Source organism: Methylobacterium sp. TK31, assembly GCF_055361545.1.
Genome location: NZ_CM143964.1, coordinates 3,400,237 through 3,418,970, shown reverse-complemented (window position 1 = coordinate 3,418,970; position 18,734 = coordinate 3,400,237). Strand labels below are relative to the sequence as shown.

General features: G+C 72.2%; 15 protein-coding genes. 3 read left to right on the top strand and 12 right to left on the bottom strand.

Annotated features, from left to right (window positions below; genetic code table 11):
- Window position 1 precedes the first annotated feature (1 nt).
- The 10 genes from ACXJY8_RS15845 to ACXJY8_RS15800 are packed head-to-tail and all read right to left on the bottom strand — an operon-like array spanning window position 2 to window position 10,599.
- Window positions 2-1,057, bottom strand: coding sequence for a lysylphosphatidylglycerol synthase domain-containing protein (locus ACXJY8_RS15845; RefSeq protein ID WP_463770500.1), 1,056 nt, complete (start codon window positions 1,055-1,057; stop codon window positions 2-4).
- 56 nt (window positions 1,058-1,113) lie between these two features.
- Window positions 1,114-1,824 (bottom strand): uracil-DNA glycosylase, encoded by a 711-nt coding sequence (locus tag ACXJY8_RS15840; RefSeq protein ID WP_463770498.1) that lies wholly within the window; start codon window positions 1,822-1,824, stop codon window positions 1,114-1,116.
- Window positions 1,814-2,578 carry a PIG-L deacetylase family protein gene (locus ACXJY8_RS15835; RefSeq protein ID WP_463770496.1) on the bottom strand — a complete coding sequence of 255 codons (765 nt, stop codon included), beginning with the start codon at window positions 2,576-2,578 and terminating at the stop codon, window positions 1,814-1,816. The genes ACXJY8_RS15840 and ACXJY8_RS15835 overlap by 11 nt, the downstream gene beginning before the upstream one ends.
- Window positions 2,579-2,582: 4 nt before the next feature.
- Window positions 2,583-3,806, bottom strand: coding sequence for a glycosyltransferase family 4 protein (locus tag ACXJY8_RS15830; protein ID WP_463770494.1), 1,224 nt, complete (start codon window positions 3,804-3,806; stop codon window positions 2,583-2,585).
- A complete protein-coding gene (locus tag ACXJY8_RS15825) occupies window positions 3,803-4,648 on the bottom strand; it encodes a sugar phosphate isomerase/epimerase family protein (RefSeq protein WP_463770492.1) in 846 nt (281 codons plus the stop codon). The genes ACXJY8_RS15830 and ACXJY8_RS15825 overlap by 4 nt, the downstream gene beginning before the upstream one ends.
- Window positions 4,645-6,234 (bottom strand): YcaO-like family protein, encoded by a 1,590-nt coding sequence (locus ACXJY8_RS15820; protein ID WP_463770490.1) that lies wholly within the window; start codon window positions 6,232-6,234, stop codon window positions 4,645-4,647. The genes ACXJY8_RS15825 and ACXJY8_RS15820 overlap by 4 nt, the downstream gene beginning before the upstream one ends.
- A 19-nt stretch (window positions 6,235-6,253) precedes the next feature.
- Window positions 6,254-7,270: a Gfo/Idh/MocA family protein gene (locus ACXJY8_RS15815; RefSeq protein WP_463770488.1), complete on the bottom strand. Its 1,017-nt coding sequence runs from the start codon at window positions 7,268-7,270 to the stop codon at window positions 6,254-6,256.
- Entirely contained in the window at window positions 7,270-8,454 is a 1,185-nt protein-coding gene (locus tag ACXJY8_RS15810; RefSeq protein WP_463770486.1) for a class I SAM-dependent methyltransferase, read from the bottom strand. The genes ACXJY8_RS15815 and ACXJY8_RS15810 overlap by 1 nt, the downstream gene beginning before the upstream one ends.
- A gap of 31 nt (window positions 8,455-8,485) precedes the next feature.
- Window positions 8,486-9,403 carry a hypothetical protein gene (locus ACXJY8_RS15805; RefSeq protein ID WP_463780688.1) on the bottom strand — a complete coding sequence of 306 codons (918 nt, stop codon included), beginning with the start codon at window positions 9,401-9,403 and terminating at the stop codon, window positions 8,486-8,488.
- A gap of 5 nt (window positions 9,404-9,408) precedes the next feature.
- Window positions 9,409-10,599 carry an inositol-3-phosphate synthase gene (locus ACXJY8_RS15800; protein ID WP_463770484.1) on the bottom strand — a complete coding sequence of 397 codons (1,191 nt, stop codon included), beginning with the start codon at window positions 10,597-10,599 and terminating at the stop codon, window positions 9,409-9,411.
- A 317-nt stretch (window positions 10,600-10,916) separates the two neighbouring features.
- Between ACXJY8_RS15800 and ACXJY8_RS15795 the strand changes: the two genes are divergently transcribed.
- Window positions 10,917-12,101 carry a transglycosylase SLT domain-containing protein gene (locus ACXJY8_RS15795; RefSeq protein ID WP_463780686.1) on the top strand — a complete coding sequence of 395 codons (1,185 nt, stop codon included), beginning with the start codon at window positions 10,917-10,919 and terminating at the stop codon, window positions 12,099-12,101.
- A 1-nt stretch (window position 12,102) separates the two neighbouring features.
- Here ACXJY8_RS15795 and ACXJY8_RS15790 read toward each other — a convergent pair whose 3' ends face one another.
- Both ACXJY8_RS15790 and ACXJY8_RS15785 read right to left on the bottom strand, forming a co-directional pair.
- Window positions 12,103-13,779 carry a DHA2 family efflux MFS transporter permease subunit gene (locus ACXJY8_RS15790; RefSeq protein ID WP_463770482.1) on the bottom strand — a complete coding sequence of 559 codons (1,677 nt, stop codon included), beginning with the start codon at window positions 13,777-13,779 and terminating at the stop codon, window positions 12,103-12,105.
- A complete protein-coding gene (locus ACXJY8_RS15785) occupies window positions 13,776-15,074 on the bottom strand; it encodes an HlyD family secretion protein (protein ID WP_463770480.1) in 1,299 nt (432 codons plus the stop codon). The genes ACXJY8_RS15790 and ACXJY8_RS15785 overlap by 4 nt, the downstream gene beginning before the upstream one ends.
- Before the next feature lie 281 nt (window positions 15,075-15,355).
- On the opposite strand from ACXJY8_RS15785, the gene ACXJY8_RS15780 reads away from it, so the two are divergent.
- A complete protein-coding gene (locus ACXJY8_RS15780; protein WP_463780682.1) occupies window positions 15,356-16,000 on the top strand; it encodes an HdeD family acid-resistance protein in 645 nt (214 codons plus the stop codon).
- Window positions 16,001-16,105: 105 nt separating this feature from the next.
- Complete coding sequence (locus ACXJY8_RS15775; protein ID WP_463770478.1) at window positions 16,106-18,664, top strand: PBP1A family penicillin-binding protein; 2,559 nt, start codon at window positions 16,106-16,108, stop codon at window positions 18,662-18,664.
- Window positions 18,665-18,734 lie beyond the last annotated feature (70 nt).

Sequence of the window (18,734 nt, the reverse complement as noted above, 5' to 3'; positions counted from 1 at the left end):
GTTACGGCGCGCCGCGGGTCCCGGTGCCCCGGCTGCGCTTGACGATCTCGTACACGGTCAACATGACCAGGGCGATGACAAAGGGCACGAGGTAGTAGCAGACCCGGAACAGCAGCAGCGAGCCGAGCACCTGGTCGCGGGGCAGGCTCGACAGCGCGAGCAGGATCGTCGCCTCGAACACCCCGATCCCGCCCGGCGCGTTGGAGGCGATGCCGAGCATGGCCGCCAGGACGTAGATCGCCACGAAGGTGGTGAAGCCGATGGAGGTGCCGGCCGGCAGGAGCACGTAGAGCGTGGCGGCGGCCGCGCAGACGTCGCCGATGCCCACCACCATCTGGCTCAGGGAGACCGAGGCGCCGGGCAGTTCGAGGCGCCAGCTCTTCACCCGGACGTGCCGGCGCTTCAGCGAGACCCAGAGCAGGTAGGCGACCACGGCGAGGAGCGCGCCGAAGCCCACCCCCTGGTTCAGCGCGATGCTGGTGAAGGTGAGGGCGGCGAGCTGGCCCGCCTCGACGATGAGGCTGAGGCCGAGGACGACGCCCATGCCGAGCCAGAAGGTGAAGCCGGCGATCACCGTCAGGGCGGCGATCTTGGCCGCGCCGAGGCCCTTGCTGGAGTAGATCCAGTAGCGGATCGTCCCGGCCGTCAGGAGCGGGAAGCCGAGGGTAAAGCTGACGGCGTAGCTGGTGAACGAGGCGAGCGCCGTCGTCCGGTAGGGCACCTTCAGCTTGAGCTGCCGCAGCGCCAGGGCGTCGTAGCAGGTGAGGAAGAGGTAGCTCAGTCCCACGAACAGGAAGGCGAAGCCGAGCTGCTCGGCCGAGGCCCCCGTGAAGGCCGCATGCATCTCGGCCCAGGTGACGGTCTGGACGAGCTTCCACAGGACGAACAGCGAGCCGGCCAGGATGGCGAGGCTGGCGATGGTGCCGAGCCAGGCATAGCGCCCGCGCATCCCGGATTTCGCCGGGGCCGCCTCGGCCTCCGTCGCGTCGATCGGGGACGCCTCGGGCGCGAGGGCCTCGGCCGTCTCGATCTGCTTCTGCTGTCTCGCAAAGTTCATCGTGTCGGCGTCCGCCTCCGCTGGGCTCCCCGCACACGGCCGCATGGCGGCATGGGTCAACCCGAGCTTGTGCCGGACCACGGCCCGTCGCCCGCATTTAGGGGCATCGGGCGGCAATTGCCAGCGAGGGAGGCGCAATGCCCACCGGCGATGCAGGCCTGCGCCTCGGCGAGACCGGCCCGGATGCGCTCGGCGACGCTGGGGGCGGTGCAGACATAGGTCGGGCTCGGATGCGGGACGGCGATCGCGGGCAGGTCCGGCCGCAGCGCCGCGAGCTCCCCGCGCGCGAGGCCCGCGACCCGGCCGGAGAGCACGACCACGCGAAGCCGCGGCAGCCGGGCGAGGAGCGGCGCGAGGCAGGGCAGGGCCTGCCTCATCTCCGCGCGGCGCGGGGCCCGGTTCAGGGCACCGGGCGCGTGGATCACCCACGGGATCGTGTTCCAGAGCAGGGTGTCCCGGCGGGCGATCCCGGCCTCGGCGAGGAAGCGGAACAGGTTGGCGGCGGTGCCGGTCGGGTTGTCGCGCGAGACGAAGCCGGTGCCGCGGATGCTCGGCCCCGGCGTCTCCAGCAGGATCAGCAGGCGGGCCTCGACGCCGCCGTCGAGGGGATCGGGGTCGGGCACCACGGCCCCGTGCGCCTCGGCGATCTGCCGGGCGAGGGCGCGGAGGGGAGCGATGTGGGGGCTGTCGCGTAGGGCCCTGCGCGCGGCGAGGGCGCCGGGGTCGCGCAGGCTCTTCGGTTCGGCGGGCGGCGCCTCAGCCGGCATCGGCGACGAGGCGCGCCAGGTTCTCCGGCAGGGCGCCCTGCCGGCGGAAGCCCTCGCGGCCGCCCTCCTGCTCCAGGCGCCGGACGAGACCCTCGCGGCCGCCGAACTGGAAGCCGAGCTGCGTCGCGTAGGCGGCGCAGGCCTCGGCCTTCGCTTCCCGGCCCTCGGGGCCGAAACGGATCTCCGCCTCCGGCAGCGCGGCGAAGCGCGCGCGCAGGGGTTCCTTCGGGTTCTGGTCGCGCACGGTGTAGGGGAAGTCGCGCCACCACAGGATCGGCGCGGCGGGCTCGGCCGCGTCGAGGGCCCGCACCACCTGGACGTGGTCGACATGGCCGCCGATGGCCTGGGGGGCGAGGATCAGGTCGGGGGCCGTCTCGGCGAGGATCGCCCGGATCGCGCGGGTCAGGTCGGGCACGATCCCGTCCTCGGCCCGGACCTCCCCGAACAGCTCGGGGGCCGAGGCGTAGCCGCGATGAGGCGCCTCGCGGAATGGCCAGTGGCGGGGCGGGGCCAGCCCCAGGGCGCGGATCGCCGCCGCATCCTCGGCCCGGCGCAGGTCCATGTAGTCGACCTCCGGTCCGAGCCCCTTGTCGGTCTGGCAGGCGAGGGCGAAGCCGGTGGGGTTCTCCACCGAAGCGGTGAAGACCGTCACGGTCGTCACGTCCCAGCCCGCCGCCCCGAGGGCGTGCAGGAGGCCGCCGCAGGAGAAGGCGGCGTCGTCGAGATGGGGCGACAGGGCGAGCGCGCGGGGCATCGGCTCAGAGCAGGTGCGGTTCGGCGCGGAAGCGGCAGGACGGATCGTGCGGCAGCACCGTGGGGAAGTCGGTGGCGGGCCGGGCCTGGGCGATGCCGGCATAGACGTCCATGATCTGCCGGCCGACCGCGCGCCAGGAATAGACCCGCCGGCATTCGGCGAGGCCGTCCTCGGCGAGGCGCCGCCGCAGGGGCGCGTCCTCGATCACCCGGGCGAGGGCGTCGGCCAGGGCCGGCACGTCGCCCGGCTGGACCAGCAGGCCGTTCTCGCCGTCGCGCAGGCAGTCCGAGACGCCGACCGAGTGGGTCGAGACCACGGCGAGCCCGGCCGCCATCGCCTCCAGGATGGTGTTGGAGAACCCCTCCGCGTAGGTCGGCGACACGAAGACGTCCGCCGCCCGATAGAGGTCCGGCACGGTGTCGTAGTCGGCGTAGCCGGTGAAGCGGATCTCGGCCTCGGAGAAGTCCAGCTCCGCCGCGCGGGCCTTCGAGGACTCCACGTCCGGCCCGATGCCGGAGATGATCGCCTCGAACGGGATGGCGCGGGCGCGCAGCAGCGCGAGGGCGTCGATGAAGTCGAGCACGCCTTTCCGGCGGTCGACGCGGCCGTGATAGAACAGCCGCACCGGTCCGGAATGCGCGCCGGGGCCGGGGGTGAAGCGGGCGGTGTCGACGGCGCCGGGCACGATGGTGAAGCGGGCGGGGTCGGCGCCGAGCCGGTCGCAGACCTCCTCGACGAAGGAGGCGCCGCCGATCAGCAGGGCGTTGGCATGGGCCAGCACCTCGCACATGGCGACCCGGTGCGTCTCGCAGCAGGAGCCGACCCAGTGGCCGTCGCCGCCCTGGATCGAGACCACGTTCGGCACGCCGATGGCGCGGGAGGCCAGCAGCGTGGCCCAGCCGGTGGGATAGCCGTACTGCGCGTGCAGGATGTCGAAGGGCTTCTTGGCGTGCTCGGCCTGGATCGTCGCCACCATCGTGTCGATGTCGCGCTCGAAATCGCCGCTCTCCTGCTCGCCGACCTGTTCCAGGCCGATGACGGTGACGCCGGGCACGGCGGGCGGCGGGCCGCCGCCATAGACCCGGGTGCCGAAGGCGTCGCCGCGGTACTGCGAGATCAGCGTGACGTCGTGGCCGGCCTCGACCAGCTCGCGCAGGAGGTTCTGCGCGTAGACGCTCATGCCGGAGATCGCCGGGAAGTAGCGGCGCGAGACGAAGCAGATCCTCACGCGGAGGCTCCCGGGTTCGGGTTGCGGCAGTCGCGCAGGTATCGCAGCGAGGCCGGGACCATCAGGTCGGCGCGGTGGCTCTCGCGGGAGAGCTCGACGCAGATGAGTTTCTCGAAGCCGATCGCGTCGAGGGCATCGAGCACCGCGGGCACGTCCATGTCGCCCTCGCCGAAGGGCAGGTGGACGTGGACGCCCCGCGCCATGTCCTCCAGGGCCACGGTGCCGAGCCGGTCCGCGAACTCGCCGACCGCCGCGGCCGGGTCGCGCTCTCCGGTGACGAGGCAATGGCCGGTGTCGAGGGCGAGCCGCAGGCCGGGGATGTCGAGGGCGGCGTAGTCGTCCAGCGTCTCGATCAGCATGCCGGGCTCGGGCTCCAGGCAGGCGACCACGTTCCGCTCGGCGGCGTAGGCGACGATTTCGGTCAGGCCCTCGCGCAGCCAGCCCCGGGCTTCGTCGGGATCGATGCCGGACTTCGGGACGCCGGCCCAGAACGAGACCGCCTCGGAATGCAGGACGGCGCCGATGTCGATGGCGCGCTTGAGGAAGCCGATGCGGCGCGTCCGCCCCGTCACGTCGCCGCTCACCAGGGTCGGCTCGTGCTTGGCCTTCGGGTCGAGGAGGAAGCGCGCGCCGGTCTCGATCACCGAGCCGAGGCCGAGGCGCTGCAGACGGCTCGACACGCGCTGCGCCTCCTGCAGCCAGGCCTCGGCGAAGGGGTCGAGGTGGTGGATGTCGAGGGTCAGCGCCACGCCCTGGTAGCCGGCCTCGGCGATGAGGTCGATCGCGTCGTCGAGGCGGTGATGGGCGGTGCCGTTGGTGTTGTAGGCGAAGCGCAGGCTCATGCGGCGCGGCCCTGCTGCTCCAGGCGGAAGGGCGCGTGGTGCGATTCCGGCTCCCGGTAGAGCGGGTAGTGCGCGCCGACGATCCGGTCGGCCAGCGCGGTGTCGAACAGGGGCTGGCCGCCGAAATGCTCGATCGCCTCCGGGGTCAGGCGCACGGGCTTCAGGGTGTCGGTGGCCTCGCCGAAGCGGATCAGCGGATGGTCGCGGTCGAGGAGCTTCTGCGTGTTGCGCGCGCCGATGCGGTGGTAGCTCATGGTCTCGACCTCGAGCCCCGGCACGATCGCCTTGACCACGCCGACCCGGTCTCCGGGCGGCGAGCAATCGACGTAGAGGACGTCGAAGCCGGCCTGCTCCAGGCGCTCGCGGGCGATGCGGCCGCGGGCATGGCCGTCCGGCGCCTCCGTGGTCGGCAGGTCCTGGAAGCGCTTGGTGGAGCGCTCGGAATAGACGGTGTCGCGCAGGGTCGCGGCGATGCCCTCCGGCGGCTGGACGATCCATTCGAGCATCGCCTTCAGGGCGCGGCTCTCCTCCAGATCGAGGCTCGGCAGCGCCTTGTCGATGAAGGCCTTGACGTAGCCCGGGGGGGTGACCCGCTCGGCGAAGGCCAGCGGCCCGTGGCCGAAGGCCTTGCGCACGCGGGCGGCCTGGAATTCGAGGAGCGCCTTGCGCAGCGCGCGCTCGCGGTCCGGGTCGCAGGCCTCGCCGCAGGCCGAGAGCGCGATCGGCACCGGCGTGTCGGCGAGGTTCCGGTCGTGGCCGACGACGTAGAGGTTGGTCAGGCCGAACTGGTCGGTGGCGAATTTCGGCAGGGCCTTGATCCCAAGGGACTCCAGCCGGTCGAGCATGCCGCGCGTCTCAGGGCCGAGGCCCTCCGAGAGGTCGAGCACCACGCCCTGGTCGAGGGCGCGGAACAGCAGGCCGTTGCCGTCGCGCTGCAGGAGTTCGAGCAGGCCGTGGCCCAGCGCGAAGTCCACGTCCGGCCCGGCGCCGAGTCCGTTGGTGATGAGGTTGGTGAAGGGCTTGTAGCCCTCCGACAGCTCGAAATAGTCGGTGGCGGCGATGTCCAGCGGCATCAGCACGGTCTCGCCGGTGCGGGCGCGGATCGTGGGCGTCCATTCGAGGGTGGTGGTGCGCCCCACCGGGCTGCCGGCCGGCAGGCACAGGGTGAGGGGATCGGCGACCGCGCCGGTGCCGTAGACCCGCACGAGCTCGTCGTAGCTGGCGCGCTCCTTCTTGCGCGGCATGACGGCGAGCGACGGCATCAGGTTCTCGGCGATCTCCGCCACCGCGCCGATGATGGCCTCGTCGTCGGTGGCGCCGTAGCCGATGCCGCTCGGCATGGCGCCGACGAAGAAGGGATCGTCGAGGAACAGCGACACGAACCAGACCGGGATGCCGGTGCGGTCGAGGGGCGCCAGGGGGAAGCCGACGATGCGGCCCTCCGGCAGGATGTCCAGATAGGCGCGCACCGGCTCGGGCAGAGCGGCCGGCAGGCCCTCGATCCGGCGGGGAGCGCCGTAGCTGTAGGCGCGCGGCGCCTTGATCCGGCTGTGGCGGGCGCGGTCGTCCTGGTCCTGCTCGTTCACGGTCGTGGTGTTCCGTTCCTCAGGGCAACGCGGCGTAGGCGCGGGCCAGCAAGCGCATGGTGTGGAGGTCGCGGGTGGCGCTGTAGGCCTCGCGCTCCTCCGGCCGGCGCAGGGCCGAGCCGAAGGCCTTCACCTGTTCGAGGAAGGGCGAGGCCTCCCCGTCGAAGGGCAGAGTGTCCGATGCGCCGGTTGACCCGTCGGTGAACGACAGGGTGCCGCCCGCCACCTGGCCCATCGTGTCGATGGCGGTGAGCAGACCCTTCGTGCCGGTCACTTCGAGGCGGCGGCGGGGCAGGGCATCCGGGCAATTGTAGGCGACGTGCAGGTTGGCGAGGATCCCGGACGGCGTGCGCCCGATCAGGAGGGCCCCGTCGTCGACGGCGTAGTCCTGGGCGCGGGCCTGGGTCAGGGCGGCGAGGTCGTGGATCGACTCGTCGAGGAGGAAATCGACGAGGTCGAGGCCGTGGGGCGCGAGATCCATCAGGGCGCCGCCGCCGGCCTTGGCCGGGTCGATGCGCCAGTTGTCCTGGCCGGCGAAGGAGGTCCAGGCGCGCGGCAGCCAGCAGGCATAGACGATGCGGATCGCCGTCACGGTGCCGAGCCGGCCCGCGCGGATGGCGGCCCGCATGGCCCGGTGGGCCGGGTGGTGGCGCTGGTCGAAGGCGGTGCCGTAGAAGGTGTCGCCGCCGCGCAGAGCCGCCACCATCGCCTCGGCGTCGTCGAGCGAGGCCGCCATGGGCTTCTCGCAGAGGATGGCCTTCCCGGAGCCCGCCAGGGCCTCGATCGCCTCCCGGTGGAGGTGGTTCGGCGTGGCGACGTAGACCGCCTCCACCTCGGGATCGTCCACGAGATCCTGGAGCCGCGCATAGGCCCGGGCGCCCTCGGCTTCGGCCGCGGCGCGCGAGGCCTCGCCCGGATCGGCGACGGCCACGAGCCGGTGCCCGGCCGCGCGGATGCCCGGCGCCATGTAGTCGCGCGCGACCCAGCCGTAGCCGACGATGCCCCAGGCGACGGGGCCCTGGTCCGAGGATGCCATCACCAGCGCTCCGGCAGGTCGACATAGGTCCGGTCGCGGACCCGGTCTGCCTCCGGGGCCTCGAGCTCGCCCTGCCAGGCGAGGCTGTCCGGGCCGGTGAAGGTGACCGGATAGGTGGCCCGGGCCGCGTATTCGGCCTCGTAGCGCTCGGACGGCCAGCGGATCGCGTGGCGATTGTCCCCGTCGGCGACGTAGAGCGGGTTGAGGCGGAGCGTCCGGCCGGGGCGCGGCACGGTGATGCCGTCGATCACGGGGCGGGGGGCCGGGCGCATGCCGGGTCCCGCCACCACCGAGAAGGCCTCGCAGCCCGCCAGATCCTGGGGCTTGCGGGGGGCGGGCGCGCGCCGTTCCACGAGGGCGCGGGTCAGGTCCTCGTCGTCGTAGACGAGACCGTCGGGAAAGAGCTCGTCGATCTCGGCCGCCGAGACGGCGCGTCCCGCCGAAAAGCCGGGCCGGTCGCTGTTGTGGATGTGGCTGACGGCGAGCCAGCCGTCGTCGCCGGCATTCTGGCGCAGGCATTCCAGCACCTCGGCCTTGCGGTCGAGGAAGTAGAACGCGTCGTTGCAGACCACGAGGTCGACCGGCGCGCCCGGGATCGCCCAATGGGGCGCGTTGGCGTCGAAGCAGACGAGCTGCGCCGACTTGCCGACCACCCAGTGCCGGGCGACCCAGAGCTTGGCGAAGACCACGTCGGCGCCCGAGACCTTGATGCCGCGGGTCTGGAACTCGCGCAGGTAATGGCCGATGCCGCAGGCGAACTCGAACACGCAGACCGGGTCGTTCCAGTGCGCTTCGAGGAGGGTGAGCCCGGCGAGGAAGGTCGGGTCGGTCCAGCGATGCAGGAAATAGTCGCCGACCCGGCCCCAGCCCAGCAGGCGCACGGCGTCGCGCAGGGAGCGCTTGTCCCGCTCGCGGACCAGTTCGTGCAGGTCGAGCGGGTCGGCCGGTGGGCCGGTCCACCAATCGTCCTGGTCGGCCAGCAGGCCTTCGAGGGCGAGGTCGGCCTCGCCGGCATCGAGCAGCTTCAGGGTCCGCGCGACGAGGCCGGCGCGGTTGGTCCGCAGATAGGGGATGCCGTCGATCACCGGCCAGCGCGCGCCGCTCTGGACTTCGCGGAGCGAGTGCGGGGTGTCGGCCTTGAGGGGCTCGCCGGTCTCCGGCGAGCGAAGGTCGAAGGGGATCATGACGGGGCGCCCGCGCGGTCGCGAGGAGACATCACGGGATCTGCATGTCCTTCAGCACGCGGTCGTGGAAGCCCTTCACCGGACCCGCATGGACGAGCTCCATCTCGTCGAGGACCGTGCCCATGGTCAGGGTCGCGGCCCGCAGGTGCTGGGCGATCTGCAGCACCCGGTCGATGCAGTCGGCGGCATGGAAGGCGCGGCCCTCCGCCGTGGCATCGTCGGGCAGGACGGCGCGCGCCCGCTCGACCGTCTCGCGCAGGGCCGGGTCGAGCTCGTCGAGGGCCCATCGCGTGGTCCGGGCCATGATCGGCAGGAGGTGGTCGCCGAGCAGCATCTCGCCGGTGAAGCCGGCATCCGGCATGGCCGCGTTGTGGAAGTGGTGCGCCATGGCGGCGAGGAAGACCAGGGTCGGGTCGGCCCGGTAGAACGGGCTCAGCACGACGCCGTAGACCGCCACCATCAGGCAGTGCTCGGCATGGTTCTCCGGCGGCTCCAGCAGGATGCGGGGCTTGCCGGGGCAGGTCACGCCGGCCCGCGGCTGGTGCGCCAGGGCGGCGACGAAGCCCGGCAGGGGACCCTGCGCGAAGCTCGCCGGCGCGCGCAGGGCCGCCCGGAGGCGGTCCCGCAGGCCGGACTCGACGCTGTCGGTGACGGCGTCGAAGCCGGAGACCAGGATGTCGGCCGTCGCCCGCTCGTCGAGCCCGGCGGCGCCGAGGAAGGCGGCGTCGAGGTCGCAGAGGCGGGCGGCGGCGAGCGCCTTGGCGGTGATGTCGAGGGCGACGGCCTCCGGCGCGGCGCCCCCCGTGAGGGCGCCCCAGCCTTGCGCGAACAGGCGCTCAGCGATGGAGCCGGTCCGCCCGGCGGAGTGCACGCGCTTGAGGTCGTTGACCTCGACGAGGAGGGCGCGAAGCGCCAGCGGGGCCGCGGGACCGGCGCCCTCCATCTGCATCGACATCAGTGCGCGCCGAGCCACTCGAGCAGCATGGTCTGCTGCTTGCCGAAATCATGCTCGGGGCCGTGGCCGTTCTTCACCATCGGGGCCTTGAAGAAGCTCGAGAGCTGCTCCTGGACACCGCCGTCGCCGCGCTGCTTGGCGAGCTCGAGGACGCGGGCGATCTCGATGACGAGGGGCGCGGCCAGGATCGAGTCCTTGCAGAGGAAGTTGACCTTGATCTGCATGCGCTGGCCCATGAAGCCGCTGACGTCGATGTTGTCCCAGGCTTCCTTGTCGTCACCGCGGGGGCGGTAATAGTGGATGTGCACGAGGTGGTCCTCGACCGGATAGCCGAGGATCGAATCGAGCACCGTGCCCTTGGTGTTGAGCTTCGACTGGAGCGAGTCCTTGTCGTTGAGCGCCAGGCCGTCGCGGTTGCCGAGGATGTTGGTGGAGAACCAGCCGTCCACGTGCAGGGCGCGAGCCTTGAGGGCCGGGGCCAGGACCGTCTTCATCATGGTCTGGCCGGTCTTGCCGTCCTTGCCGGCCACGGGGACGTTCATCTCCATGGCGAGTTCGAGCAGGGCCGGCACGTCGGCGGCGATGCTGGGAGTGAAGTTGGCGTAGGGCACGCCGCTCTTGATCGCCGCGTAGGCGTAGAGCATCGCCGGGCTGATCGACTCGTCGCTGCTGTCGAGGCCCTTCTCGAAGGCCGCCGTCGAGTTCAGGGTCGGGTCGGACAGGTCCGGCCAGCGCTCGGTGGAGGCGAGGTTGATCACCACGACCTCGTCGAGATTGCTCTCGGCCTTGAAGCGGCGCAGGTCGTTGGCAATCACGGAGACCGCCTCGCGGTGGTCCTTGGCGACGATGCGGTTGGCACCCTCGATGTTCTTGCAGAACTTGGCGCTGCCGACGGCCGGCCAGGGCTTGATGCCCTTCAGGACCTGGGCGCCGTTCTCGATATCCTGGGCGGTGAGGACGCCGTGGCCGGTCGCGGCAGAGGCGAGGTCATCGTCGTTCAGGTCCCATCCGCCGAACACGAGGTCCTTGTAATCGGCCATCCCGGCGACGGGGACACCCGCGAGGGGCAGGCCATCAAGGCGGTTCGATCCGGATTTAATCATCTCGATGCCAGCGATGGCGGTGGTGGCGACAGCCCCACCCATGCCAACGAAGGCAACGCCGACGCGGCGACCGGTCTGCATGCTCATTGGGAAACGGCTTCCTTCTTCAGGCGAACGGGAGCCTGTCCCAACCTGGGGGCCGTTCCGCTCAGCCCTCACTAACTGGGCTTCCGGGGTTGCGTTCCAACCCTGGCCAGGACGCCTTTTTGACGCGGTACGCCTGAACGGCACCGGAACGAAGCGTTAAAAAATCGTAAATACAAGGGCTTAACCCATCGTTAAGCCTGCCATCGTTGAATCACGGAGCTGTCCCATTCTGGTCACAGCGACCGGCGAGACGTCCCCTCGCTGAACGACAACGAAGCCGCGCCCGACGAAGGCTGCGGTACGAACAAGGACCAATGATGGGGGTTTTCCCGGAGCCGGCGCCCTGCGCCGACGACGTGAGCCGTCTCGTGCCCAACGAGACCTTCGACGCAGACCCGACCGTGGCGTGGCTGCCGCGGACCGAGCGCCGGACGCGCCGGACCTTCGCCACCCTTCGCCGCCGCACCCTCGCGACCCTCGTGACGGGCGCGCTCCTGGGCGGCGCCCTGCCGCAGAACGCCCTGGCCCCGGCCGCGGCGGCCCATGACCGGATCGACGAGCGCGCCCTGTCGGCGCAGGCTCTGGTCCGGACCTCGCCCGCGCCGGCCTCCGACGCTGCCAACGCGTCCGACTGGGCCGGGGTTCCGCTGATCGAGCAGGAACCCGCGACCGCGGCGCTGATCGAGAGCGACCTCGCGAGCCTCGCCCCGAGCCGGGACGCCTCCGGCGCCGAGCGCCTGCGCTTCGGCGACATGGCCGTGCCGCGCGAGATCGTCGACACCATCCTGCGGGCCGCCACCGAGACGGGCGTCGACCCGGTCTACATGATGGCGCTGGCCGACAAGGAATCGAGCTTCTCCACCACGGTGAAGGCCTCGACCTCCTCCGCCGAGGGCCTGTTCCAGTTCCTGTCGGGCACCTGGCTCGAGCTCATCCGCGCCTACGGCGCCCGCCACGGGCTCGCCGACGAGGCGGCGGCGGTGAAGGGCCGCGGCAGCGCCATCATGATCGCCGACGAGGGGATGCGCAGCCGCGTCCTGCGCCTGCGCCAGGACCCCTACGTCGCCGCCCTGATGGCGGGCGAGCTCATCAACCGCGACAAGGGCCGGATCGAGCAGCGCATCGGCCGCGACCTCTCCACGGCCGAGCTCTACTTCGCGCATTTCCTCGGCACCGCCAGCGCCGGCCGTTTCCTCGAACTCACCGCCGAGAAGCCGGGCCAGGTCGCCAAGCAGGTGTTCAAGGCCGCCGCGAAGGCGAACCGCAGCCTGTTCACCGAGAAGGCCGGCAAGGGCCGCCGCAGCCTCACGGTCGCCGAGGTCCGCGAGAAGATCGGCGGCATGATCGACCGCCGCCTCGACCGCTACGAGGGCGTCTCGGCCCTGGCGGGGCCCGAGCTGAAATCCGAGGTCACCCTCACGGAGATCGAGACCGACGCGGCCCCGGTCCCGGTCCAGGCCGGGCGCGTCCACGTGACGGAGGCGACCACGCCGGCCGACTGACTCAGTGCCCGGCCGGCGCCCCGCCGCCGAGCTTGACCTTGCTGAGGATCATCGCGAGCGGCACCGCCGCGCCCGAGACGAGGCAGAGCGACCAGAACACGTCGATGTAGCCCCAATACGCCACCTGGGTCTGGAGCTGCTGGCCGATCCAGGCGATGGCCTGGTTCTGCGCCTCGACGCCGGAGGCCCCGTGGGCCTGGAAGTACTGCGTCGCCGCCCGCAGGGTCTCCTGGTAGTTCGGGTTGGCGCTGGAGATGCTCTCCCCCAGGCGGCTCTGGTGGAATTGCTGCCGGTAGGCGAGCACGTTCTGGGCGAGGCTGACGCCCATCGAGCCGCCGACGTTGCGGGCGACGTTGATCAGCGCCGAGGCCTGGTCGGTCTGACCCTTGTCGATGCCCTCGTAGGAGGCGGCGGTGATCGAGATGAAGATCATCGGCAGGCCGATGCCGATATAGATGCGCGACCAGGCGAAGAACCAGAAGCTGGTGTCGCCGTAGAGCCGCGTCAGGTCGTACATCGCCGCCGAGACGATCGCGGCGCCCAGCGCGATCAGGTATTTCGGCTGCACCTTCCCCGAGAGGCGGCCGATCACCAGCATCATGAACACCGTGACGAGGCCGCCCGGGGCCAGGACGAGGCCGGCGAGGGTGGCGGTGTAGCCGTAATATTCCTGCACCAGCTGCGGCACGAACTGCGTCGTGGCGATCAGGATCGCGCCGGTGGCCATCATCACCAGGAAGCACGAGCCGAACTGGCGGCTGCCCAGGAGCCGGAGATCCACCACCGGGTTCTTCCGGGTCAGCTCCCAGGGGATCATCGCCACGAAGGCGACGGCGCAGATCACCGCGAACACGACGATGAAGTTCGAGCCGAACCAGTCCTTGCGCTGGCCCTCGTCGAGGACGACCTCGAGCGCGCCGAGGAAGGTGGCGACGAGCAGGAATCCCACGAGGTCGAAGCGCACGCCCGCGCGGCGCAGGCGCCGGCGCTCCGCCACCGCCCCCGGCGGGTCCTCCAAGAGCACGTGCATCAGCCCGAGGGCGATCAACCCGATCGGGCCGTTGATCAGGAAGCACCAGTGCCAGGAGACGTTGTCGGAGAGCCAGCCGCCCAGCGTCGGCCCGACAACGGGCGCCACCACCACGGCGAGGCCGTAGAGGGCGAAGGCCTGGCCGCGCTTCGCGGGGGGAAACGAATCGGCCAGGATCGACTGGGCCAGCGGCGCCATGCCGCCGCCGCCGAGGCCCTGGAGCACGCGGAAGACCAGCAGTGATTCGAGGTTCCAGGCGAAGCCGCACAGCACCGAGGCCACGGTGAAGAGCGCGATGCTCCACATGAAGAACGCCTTGCGGCCGAAGCGCTTGGCGAGGAAGCTCGAGGCGGTGAGCACGATGGCGTTGGCGACGAGGTAGCTCGTCACCACCCAGGCCGCCTCGTCCGGGCCGACCGCGAGGCCGCCGGAGATGTAGCGCAGGGCCACGTTGGCGATGGTGGTGTCGAGCACCTCCATGAAGGTCGCCAGGGAGACCACGAGGGCGATGGCCCAGGGGTTGTGCTCGCCCGGCGCCTTGCCAGAGGCGGCCGCCTTGCCGTCTCCGCTGCCGCCCCCCTTGCCGCCCCCCTTGCCCTCCGCCTTGCTCCCCGACCCGCCGCCCGCCTGCGCCGCCGCGGCGCTCACCGGACGTGGACCCGGGGCACGATCGACATGCCAGGCCCGATGGCGACGTCGGTCGGCCACTGGTCGACGACGATCTTCACCGGAATGCGCTGGACCACCTTCACGTAGTTGCCGGTGGCGTTCTGGGCCGGGAGCAGGCTGAAGGCGGTGCCGGAGCCGGGCTGCACGGAGTCCACGTGCCCGGTGATCTTGCGCTCCGGATAGGCGTCGATCTCGATGTCGGCGTGCTGGCCCGGGCGCATGTCGGTGATCTGCGTCTCCTTGTAGTTGGCGACCACCCAGATGTCGTCGGGCACGAAGGTCGACAGGGTCTGGCCGGCCTGGGCGAACTGGCCCTTCGCGCCGGAGAGTTGCACCACCCGGCCCGCCTGGGCCGCCGTCACGGTGGTGTAGCCGAGGTTGAGTTCGGCCTGTGCCACCTGGGCCTGGCCGGTGGCGAGGCTGGCCTCGGCCCCCGCCTTCTGCGCACCGAGCGCGCCGACCTGGGTGCGGGCCGCGACGACGTTCGCACGCGCCCGGTCGTAGGCGGCCTGCTGCTGGTCGAGGGTCGAGGACGAGGATTGCGAGCGCTGGATCGTGCCGGCGCCCTTCTCGGCGAGGTCCCGGTAGCGCGCCGCATCCTCGCGCGCGAATTTCAGGGAGGCCTCGGCCTGCGTCACCTCCGCCTGCGAGGCGGCGACCTGGGCCTTCTGGCCCTCGATCTGCGCGTCGAAGTTCCGGATCGAGGCCTCGGCGGAGGCGACCTGCGCGCGGGCCTGCGCCAGGGCCACCTCGTAGTCGCGCCGGTCGATCTGGAACAGCACCGCCCCGGCCTCGACATGCTGGTTGTCGGTGACCGGCACCGCGACGATGTAGCCGGCGACCTTGGGGGCGATGGAGAATTGCCGGGCGTCCACGAAGGCGTCGTCGGTGGATTCGTAGGGATGCAGCTGGGTCAGCCAGTAGACGTAGGCCCCGGCCGCCAGGGCGACGACCGCCACCGCGATGCCGAGGGCCCAGAACGGATGCCGGCGCAGGATGTTCGGCCGGCGCGCCGCGTCGCCGCCCGAATCCCGATCGTCCGAAGCGTTTTCGGAATCCGACGCGTCTTCGTCCTCCGGAGACGTCCCGTCCTGCGGAGCGTTCTCGGCGTCGTCGCCGTCGTTCCGCTTCCGGCCCTCCGCGGGCGGGGCCTCGCCCTCGGGGGGGCGCCCGGTCGCCGCTCCGGCGGCGGGTGGCCGGCCGTGGGGGTCGGACGGCCGCGCCGCATCGTCTCGTGAGGGCCGGAGCCCCACGGTCTGCTGGTCCTGAAGCATCGACCGATCGTCCGCACGCATCCAGGGGCCGCGCGATCGAAACCGCGCCGCCCGAAACTCCCGCCTCGGCCACAACAAGAAGGCGCGGGGGCGATTGTTCCGGGGGCGGATCACAATTGCGGGTCCCGTCGGCGGCCGGACGGAACGCCCGAAATCCGGCCTGCGTTCTGGGGCTTAGCGGACCGGGGCTTGGCGGACGGATTTCCGACCGGGCGGGAGCCGGACTCATGGAGGGCCCGGCGGACGGGACCCGGTTCGTCCGCAACCTGCAGGAGGCGCGTATGTCGGCCGGTTCTCCCCTGATCCCACCGGGTGTCGCCGGTCCGGGCGGCCTCGCCCGGCTCGATGCGATGAGCACGGTGCTCGCCCGCAACTGGTGGCTGGTGGCCCTGCGGGGCGTCGTCGCCATCCTGTTCGGGCTGATCGCCTTCGTGGCGCCGGGCGCCTTCGTCCTGTCGCTGGTCCTGTTCTTCGCCGCCTACATGCTGGTCGACGGCATCGTGGGCATCGTCGCCTCGGTGCGGGCCGCCCAGCGGCATGAGCGCTGGGGCTTCCTCCTCATGGAAGGCCTGCTCGACATCGTCGTCGGCGTCGCGGCGGTGCTGGTGCCGGCGGCTGCCGTCTGGGCCTTCGTCTACCTCGTGGCCTTCTGGGCGCTCGTCACCGGCGGCCTGATGATCGCGGCGGCCTTCCGCCTGCATGCCCATTACGGGCGCTGGTGGCTGGTGCTCGGGGGCGCGGTCTCCATCCTGTTCGGCATCGCGCTGCTGATCAATCCGGGCATGTCGGCCCTGGTCCTGACCTGGTGGATCGGCAGCTACACGATGGCCTTCGGCGTCCTCTTGGTGATCCTGGCCTTCCGCCTGCGCGGCCGCCACGCCGAGGCCGGCCGGCCCGGCCCCCTGGGACGGCCCGGAACGGCGTAGCTTTGTCCGGGCGAGATGGTCTAGAACCGAGCGGACAGCACCCGGCGCCCGGCGGTCGAGCACCGCTCGGCGGACGGACGCCGCTCCCCGTGACCATGGCCCCCGATGACCTCCCCCGACCCGGACCGCCCGAGCCACGAGAGGGCGAACCCGCCCAAGCCGGCGCCCGCGGACGGGACGGCCGGACCGCGCGAGGCGGAGGACACGCGGGCCGCCGCCCGGGAAGCCGCTGCCGCGGCCCGCATCCTCGGCCGGCAGCTCGGCGTGCTGGCCGCCGGCGCGGCCCGCGGGGCGGGACGGCGCGCCGCCGGGGCGGCCCGCGCGGCCGGCCCCGCCTGGCAGGACCTGGCCGGCCGCTTCCGGACCCGCGCGTCCGCCGCGACCCCGGCTTCCGCCGCCGCACCCGCCGCCGCATCCGCGACGACGGCCTCCGCAACGACAGCCTCCGCCGGCGCGCCCCCGGCCGCCGCCGCGCTGCCGGCGCGCCTGCGCCGCCACCCCTGGATCGCCGCCGCCCTGGTGCTGGTCCTGCTGCCCGTCCTGTTCCTCGCCGGGCTCGTCCTCTACAGCTTCGTCACCCTGCCGCCCCTCGGCGGGGTCGTGCCGGAGGCCGGCCAGCGGGCGCTCACCGTCGAGGCCGATGACGGCCGGGTCTTCGCCACCCGCGGCGCCTTCCAGGGCCAGAAGCTCACCGCCGCCGAGATGCCCCCGCACCTCGCCCAGGCGATCATCGCCATCGAGGACCGGCGCTTCCGCGAGCACTGGGGCATCGACCCCCGCGGCCTGCTGCGGGCCGTCTACCGCAACGCCGTCGGCGGCGGCGTGCGCGAGGGCGGCTCGACGATCACGCAGCAATACGTCCGGCTCACCTCCCTGACGCAGGAGAAGACCCTGCGCCGCAAGATCCAGGAGGCGTTCCTGGCGCTTCGCGTCGAATCCACGATGACGAAGGACGAGATCCTGCTCGGCTACCTGAACACAGCCTATTTCGGCGCGGGCGCCTACGGCATCGACGCGGCGGCCCGGCGCTACTTCGGCAAGGGCGCCAAGGCGCTGACCCTGCCGGAGGCCGCGATGCTGGCGGGCCTCGTGCGCGCGCCCTCGCAGCTGGCCCCGACGCGCAATTTCGGCGGCGCCAAGGAGCGCGCCGACGTGGTGCTGCAGACCATGGTGGAGACCGGCGCCATCTCGGCCGCCGAGGCCGACAAGGCCCGGGCCCAGACCATCACCCTGCGCACGCCCCCCGAGACGCCGCCGGGCACGAACTACTTCCTCGACATGGTCTCGGCCGAGGCGCGCAAGCTCGCCGACGCGCCGGGCGACGTCACCGTGCGCACCACCCTCAACCTCGACCTGCAGAGTCTGGCCGAGGGCGTCGTCGCCCGCCGCCTCGACGCCGAGGGGGCGAAGAAGAAGGCCGGCCAGGGCGCCATGGTGGTGCTCAACAAGGAGGGCGCGATTCTCGCCATGGTGGGCGGGCGCGACTACGAGGACAGCCAGTTCAACCGTGCGACCCAGGCCAAGCGCCAGGCCGGCTCGCTGTTCAAGCTCTTCGTCTACCTCACGGCCTATGAGAACGGCTTCAATCCCGAGACGGTGCTGGTCGACCGGCCGATCCAGATCGGCGACTGGGAGCCGCAGAACTCCACCGGGCGGTTCAAGGGGGCGATGCCCCTGCGCAGCGCCTTCGCGCAATCGGTGAACACCGTGGCGGCCCAGCTCGCCGACGAGGTCGGCATCCCGGCCGTGATCGCCACCGCCCGCCGGATGGGCGTGACCTCGGACCTGCCCAACGTGCCGAGCCTCGCCCTCGGTTCGGCCGAGGTCACCCTCCTGGAGATGACCCGCGCCTATGCGGGGGTGCTGGCCGGGGCCGCGCCGGTGGACACGCACAGCGTCCACGCCATCCGGGGCGCCCAGCCCCAGCCGCTCTACCTGCGCGCCGACGCCAAGGGCGGCACCGCGATCCCCACCGAGGCCCGGGCGATGATGCTCGATTCCCTCCAGGCCGTGGTCGACGGTGGCACCGGCAAGGGCGCCCGGGTCTCCGGCCTGCCGGTGGGCGGCAAGACCGGGACGACCCAGGATTACCGCGACGCCTGGTTCATCGGCATGACGCCGGACCTCGTCGTCGGGATCTGGGTCGGCAACGACGACAATGCGTCGATGAACCGGGTCGGCGGCGGCGACCTTCCGGCGAGCATCTTCCACGACTTCGTCCAGCGGGCGACGGCGCAGCTGGCCAAGGGCCGCAAGCGCCCGTCCGCGGCGCGGGGCGAGCCCGCCCGCGCCGAGCCGGCGCCCGCCCGCGAGGTCGCGGCCAACGCCGCGCCGGGCGTGCGCGGCGTGCCCGAGGTGGTCGACACCGGCACCCTGGCCTTCCGCGGCCGCACCGTCCGCCTCCTCGGGGTGGAGGGGGAGGGCGGGGCGCTTGCCCGCCAGCTCGCCCGCTACCTGCGCCGCCGGGAGGTGACCTGCGCCCCGCCGGCCGGGGCCGACGCGGCCGCCGAGCAGCTCCGCTGCCAGATCGACGGCGACGACCTCGCCTCGCTGATCCTCACCGCCGGCGGCGCCCGCGCCGCCGAGGACGCCCCGGCCGATCTCCTGGCCGCCGAGGAGCAGGCCCGCTCCGAGCGCGCCGGCATCTGGGGCCGGCGGCGGTAGCCCGCGCGATCCGACGGCGGGTGGAGGGCCGCCCCCGTCGGTCGCGTTCCGCCCCTTGACCTTCCCACCA

Bases quoted from the DNA above. Each gene is read 5' to 3' on its own strand.
- ACXJY8_RS15845 (WP_463770500.1), bottom strand. From the start codon at position 1,057: ATGAACTTTGCGAGACAGCAGAAGCAGATCGAGACGGCCGAGGCCCTC.
- ACXJY8_RS15840 (WP_463770498.1), bottom strand. From the start codon at position 1,824: ATGCCGGCTGAGGCGCCGCCCGCCGAACCGAAGAGCCTGCGCGACCCC.
- ACXJY8_RS15835 (WP_463770496.1), bottom strand. From the start codon at position 2,578: ATGCCCCGCGCGCTCGCCCTGTCGCCCCATCTCGACGACGCCGCCTTC.
- ACXJY8_RS15825 (WP_463770492.1), bottom strand. From the start codon at position 4,648: ATGAGCCTGCGCTTCGCCTACAACACCAACGGCACCGCCCATCACCGC.
- ACXJY8_RS15815 (WP_463770488.1), bottom strand. From the start codon at position 7,270: ATGGCATCCTCGGACCAGGGCCCCGTCGCCTGGGGCATCGTCGGCTAC.
- ACXJY8_RS15810 (WP_463770486.1), bottom strand. From the start codon at position 8,454: ATGATCCCCTTCGACCTTCGCTCGCCGGAGACCGGCGAGCCCCTCAAG.
- ACXJY8_RS15805 (WP_463780688.1), bottom strand. From the start codon at position 9,403: ATGCAGATGGAGGGCGCCGGTCCCGCGGCCCCGCTGGCGCTTCGCGCC.
- ACXJY8_RS15800 (WP_463770484.1), bottom strand. From the start codon at position 10,599: ATGAGCATGCAGACCGGTCGCCGCGTCGGCGTTGCCTTCGTTGGCATG.
- ACXJY8_RS15795 (WP_463780686.1), top strand. From the start codon at position 10,917: ATGGGGGTTTTCCCGGAGCCGGCGCCCTGCGCCGACGACGTGAGCCGT.
- ACXJY8_RS15785 (WP_463770480.1), bottom strand. From the start codon at position 15,074: ATGCTTCAGGACCAGCAGACCGTGGGGCTCCGGCCCTCACGAGACGAT.
- ACXJY8_RS15780 (WP_463780682.1), top strand. From the start codon at position 15,356: ATGTCGGCCGGTTCTCCCCTGATCCCACCGGGTGTCGCCGGTCCGGGC.
- ACXJY8_RS15775 (WP_463770478.1), top strand. From the start codon at position 16,106: ATGACCTCCCCCGACCCGGACCGCCCGAGCCACGAGAGGGCGAACCCG.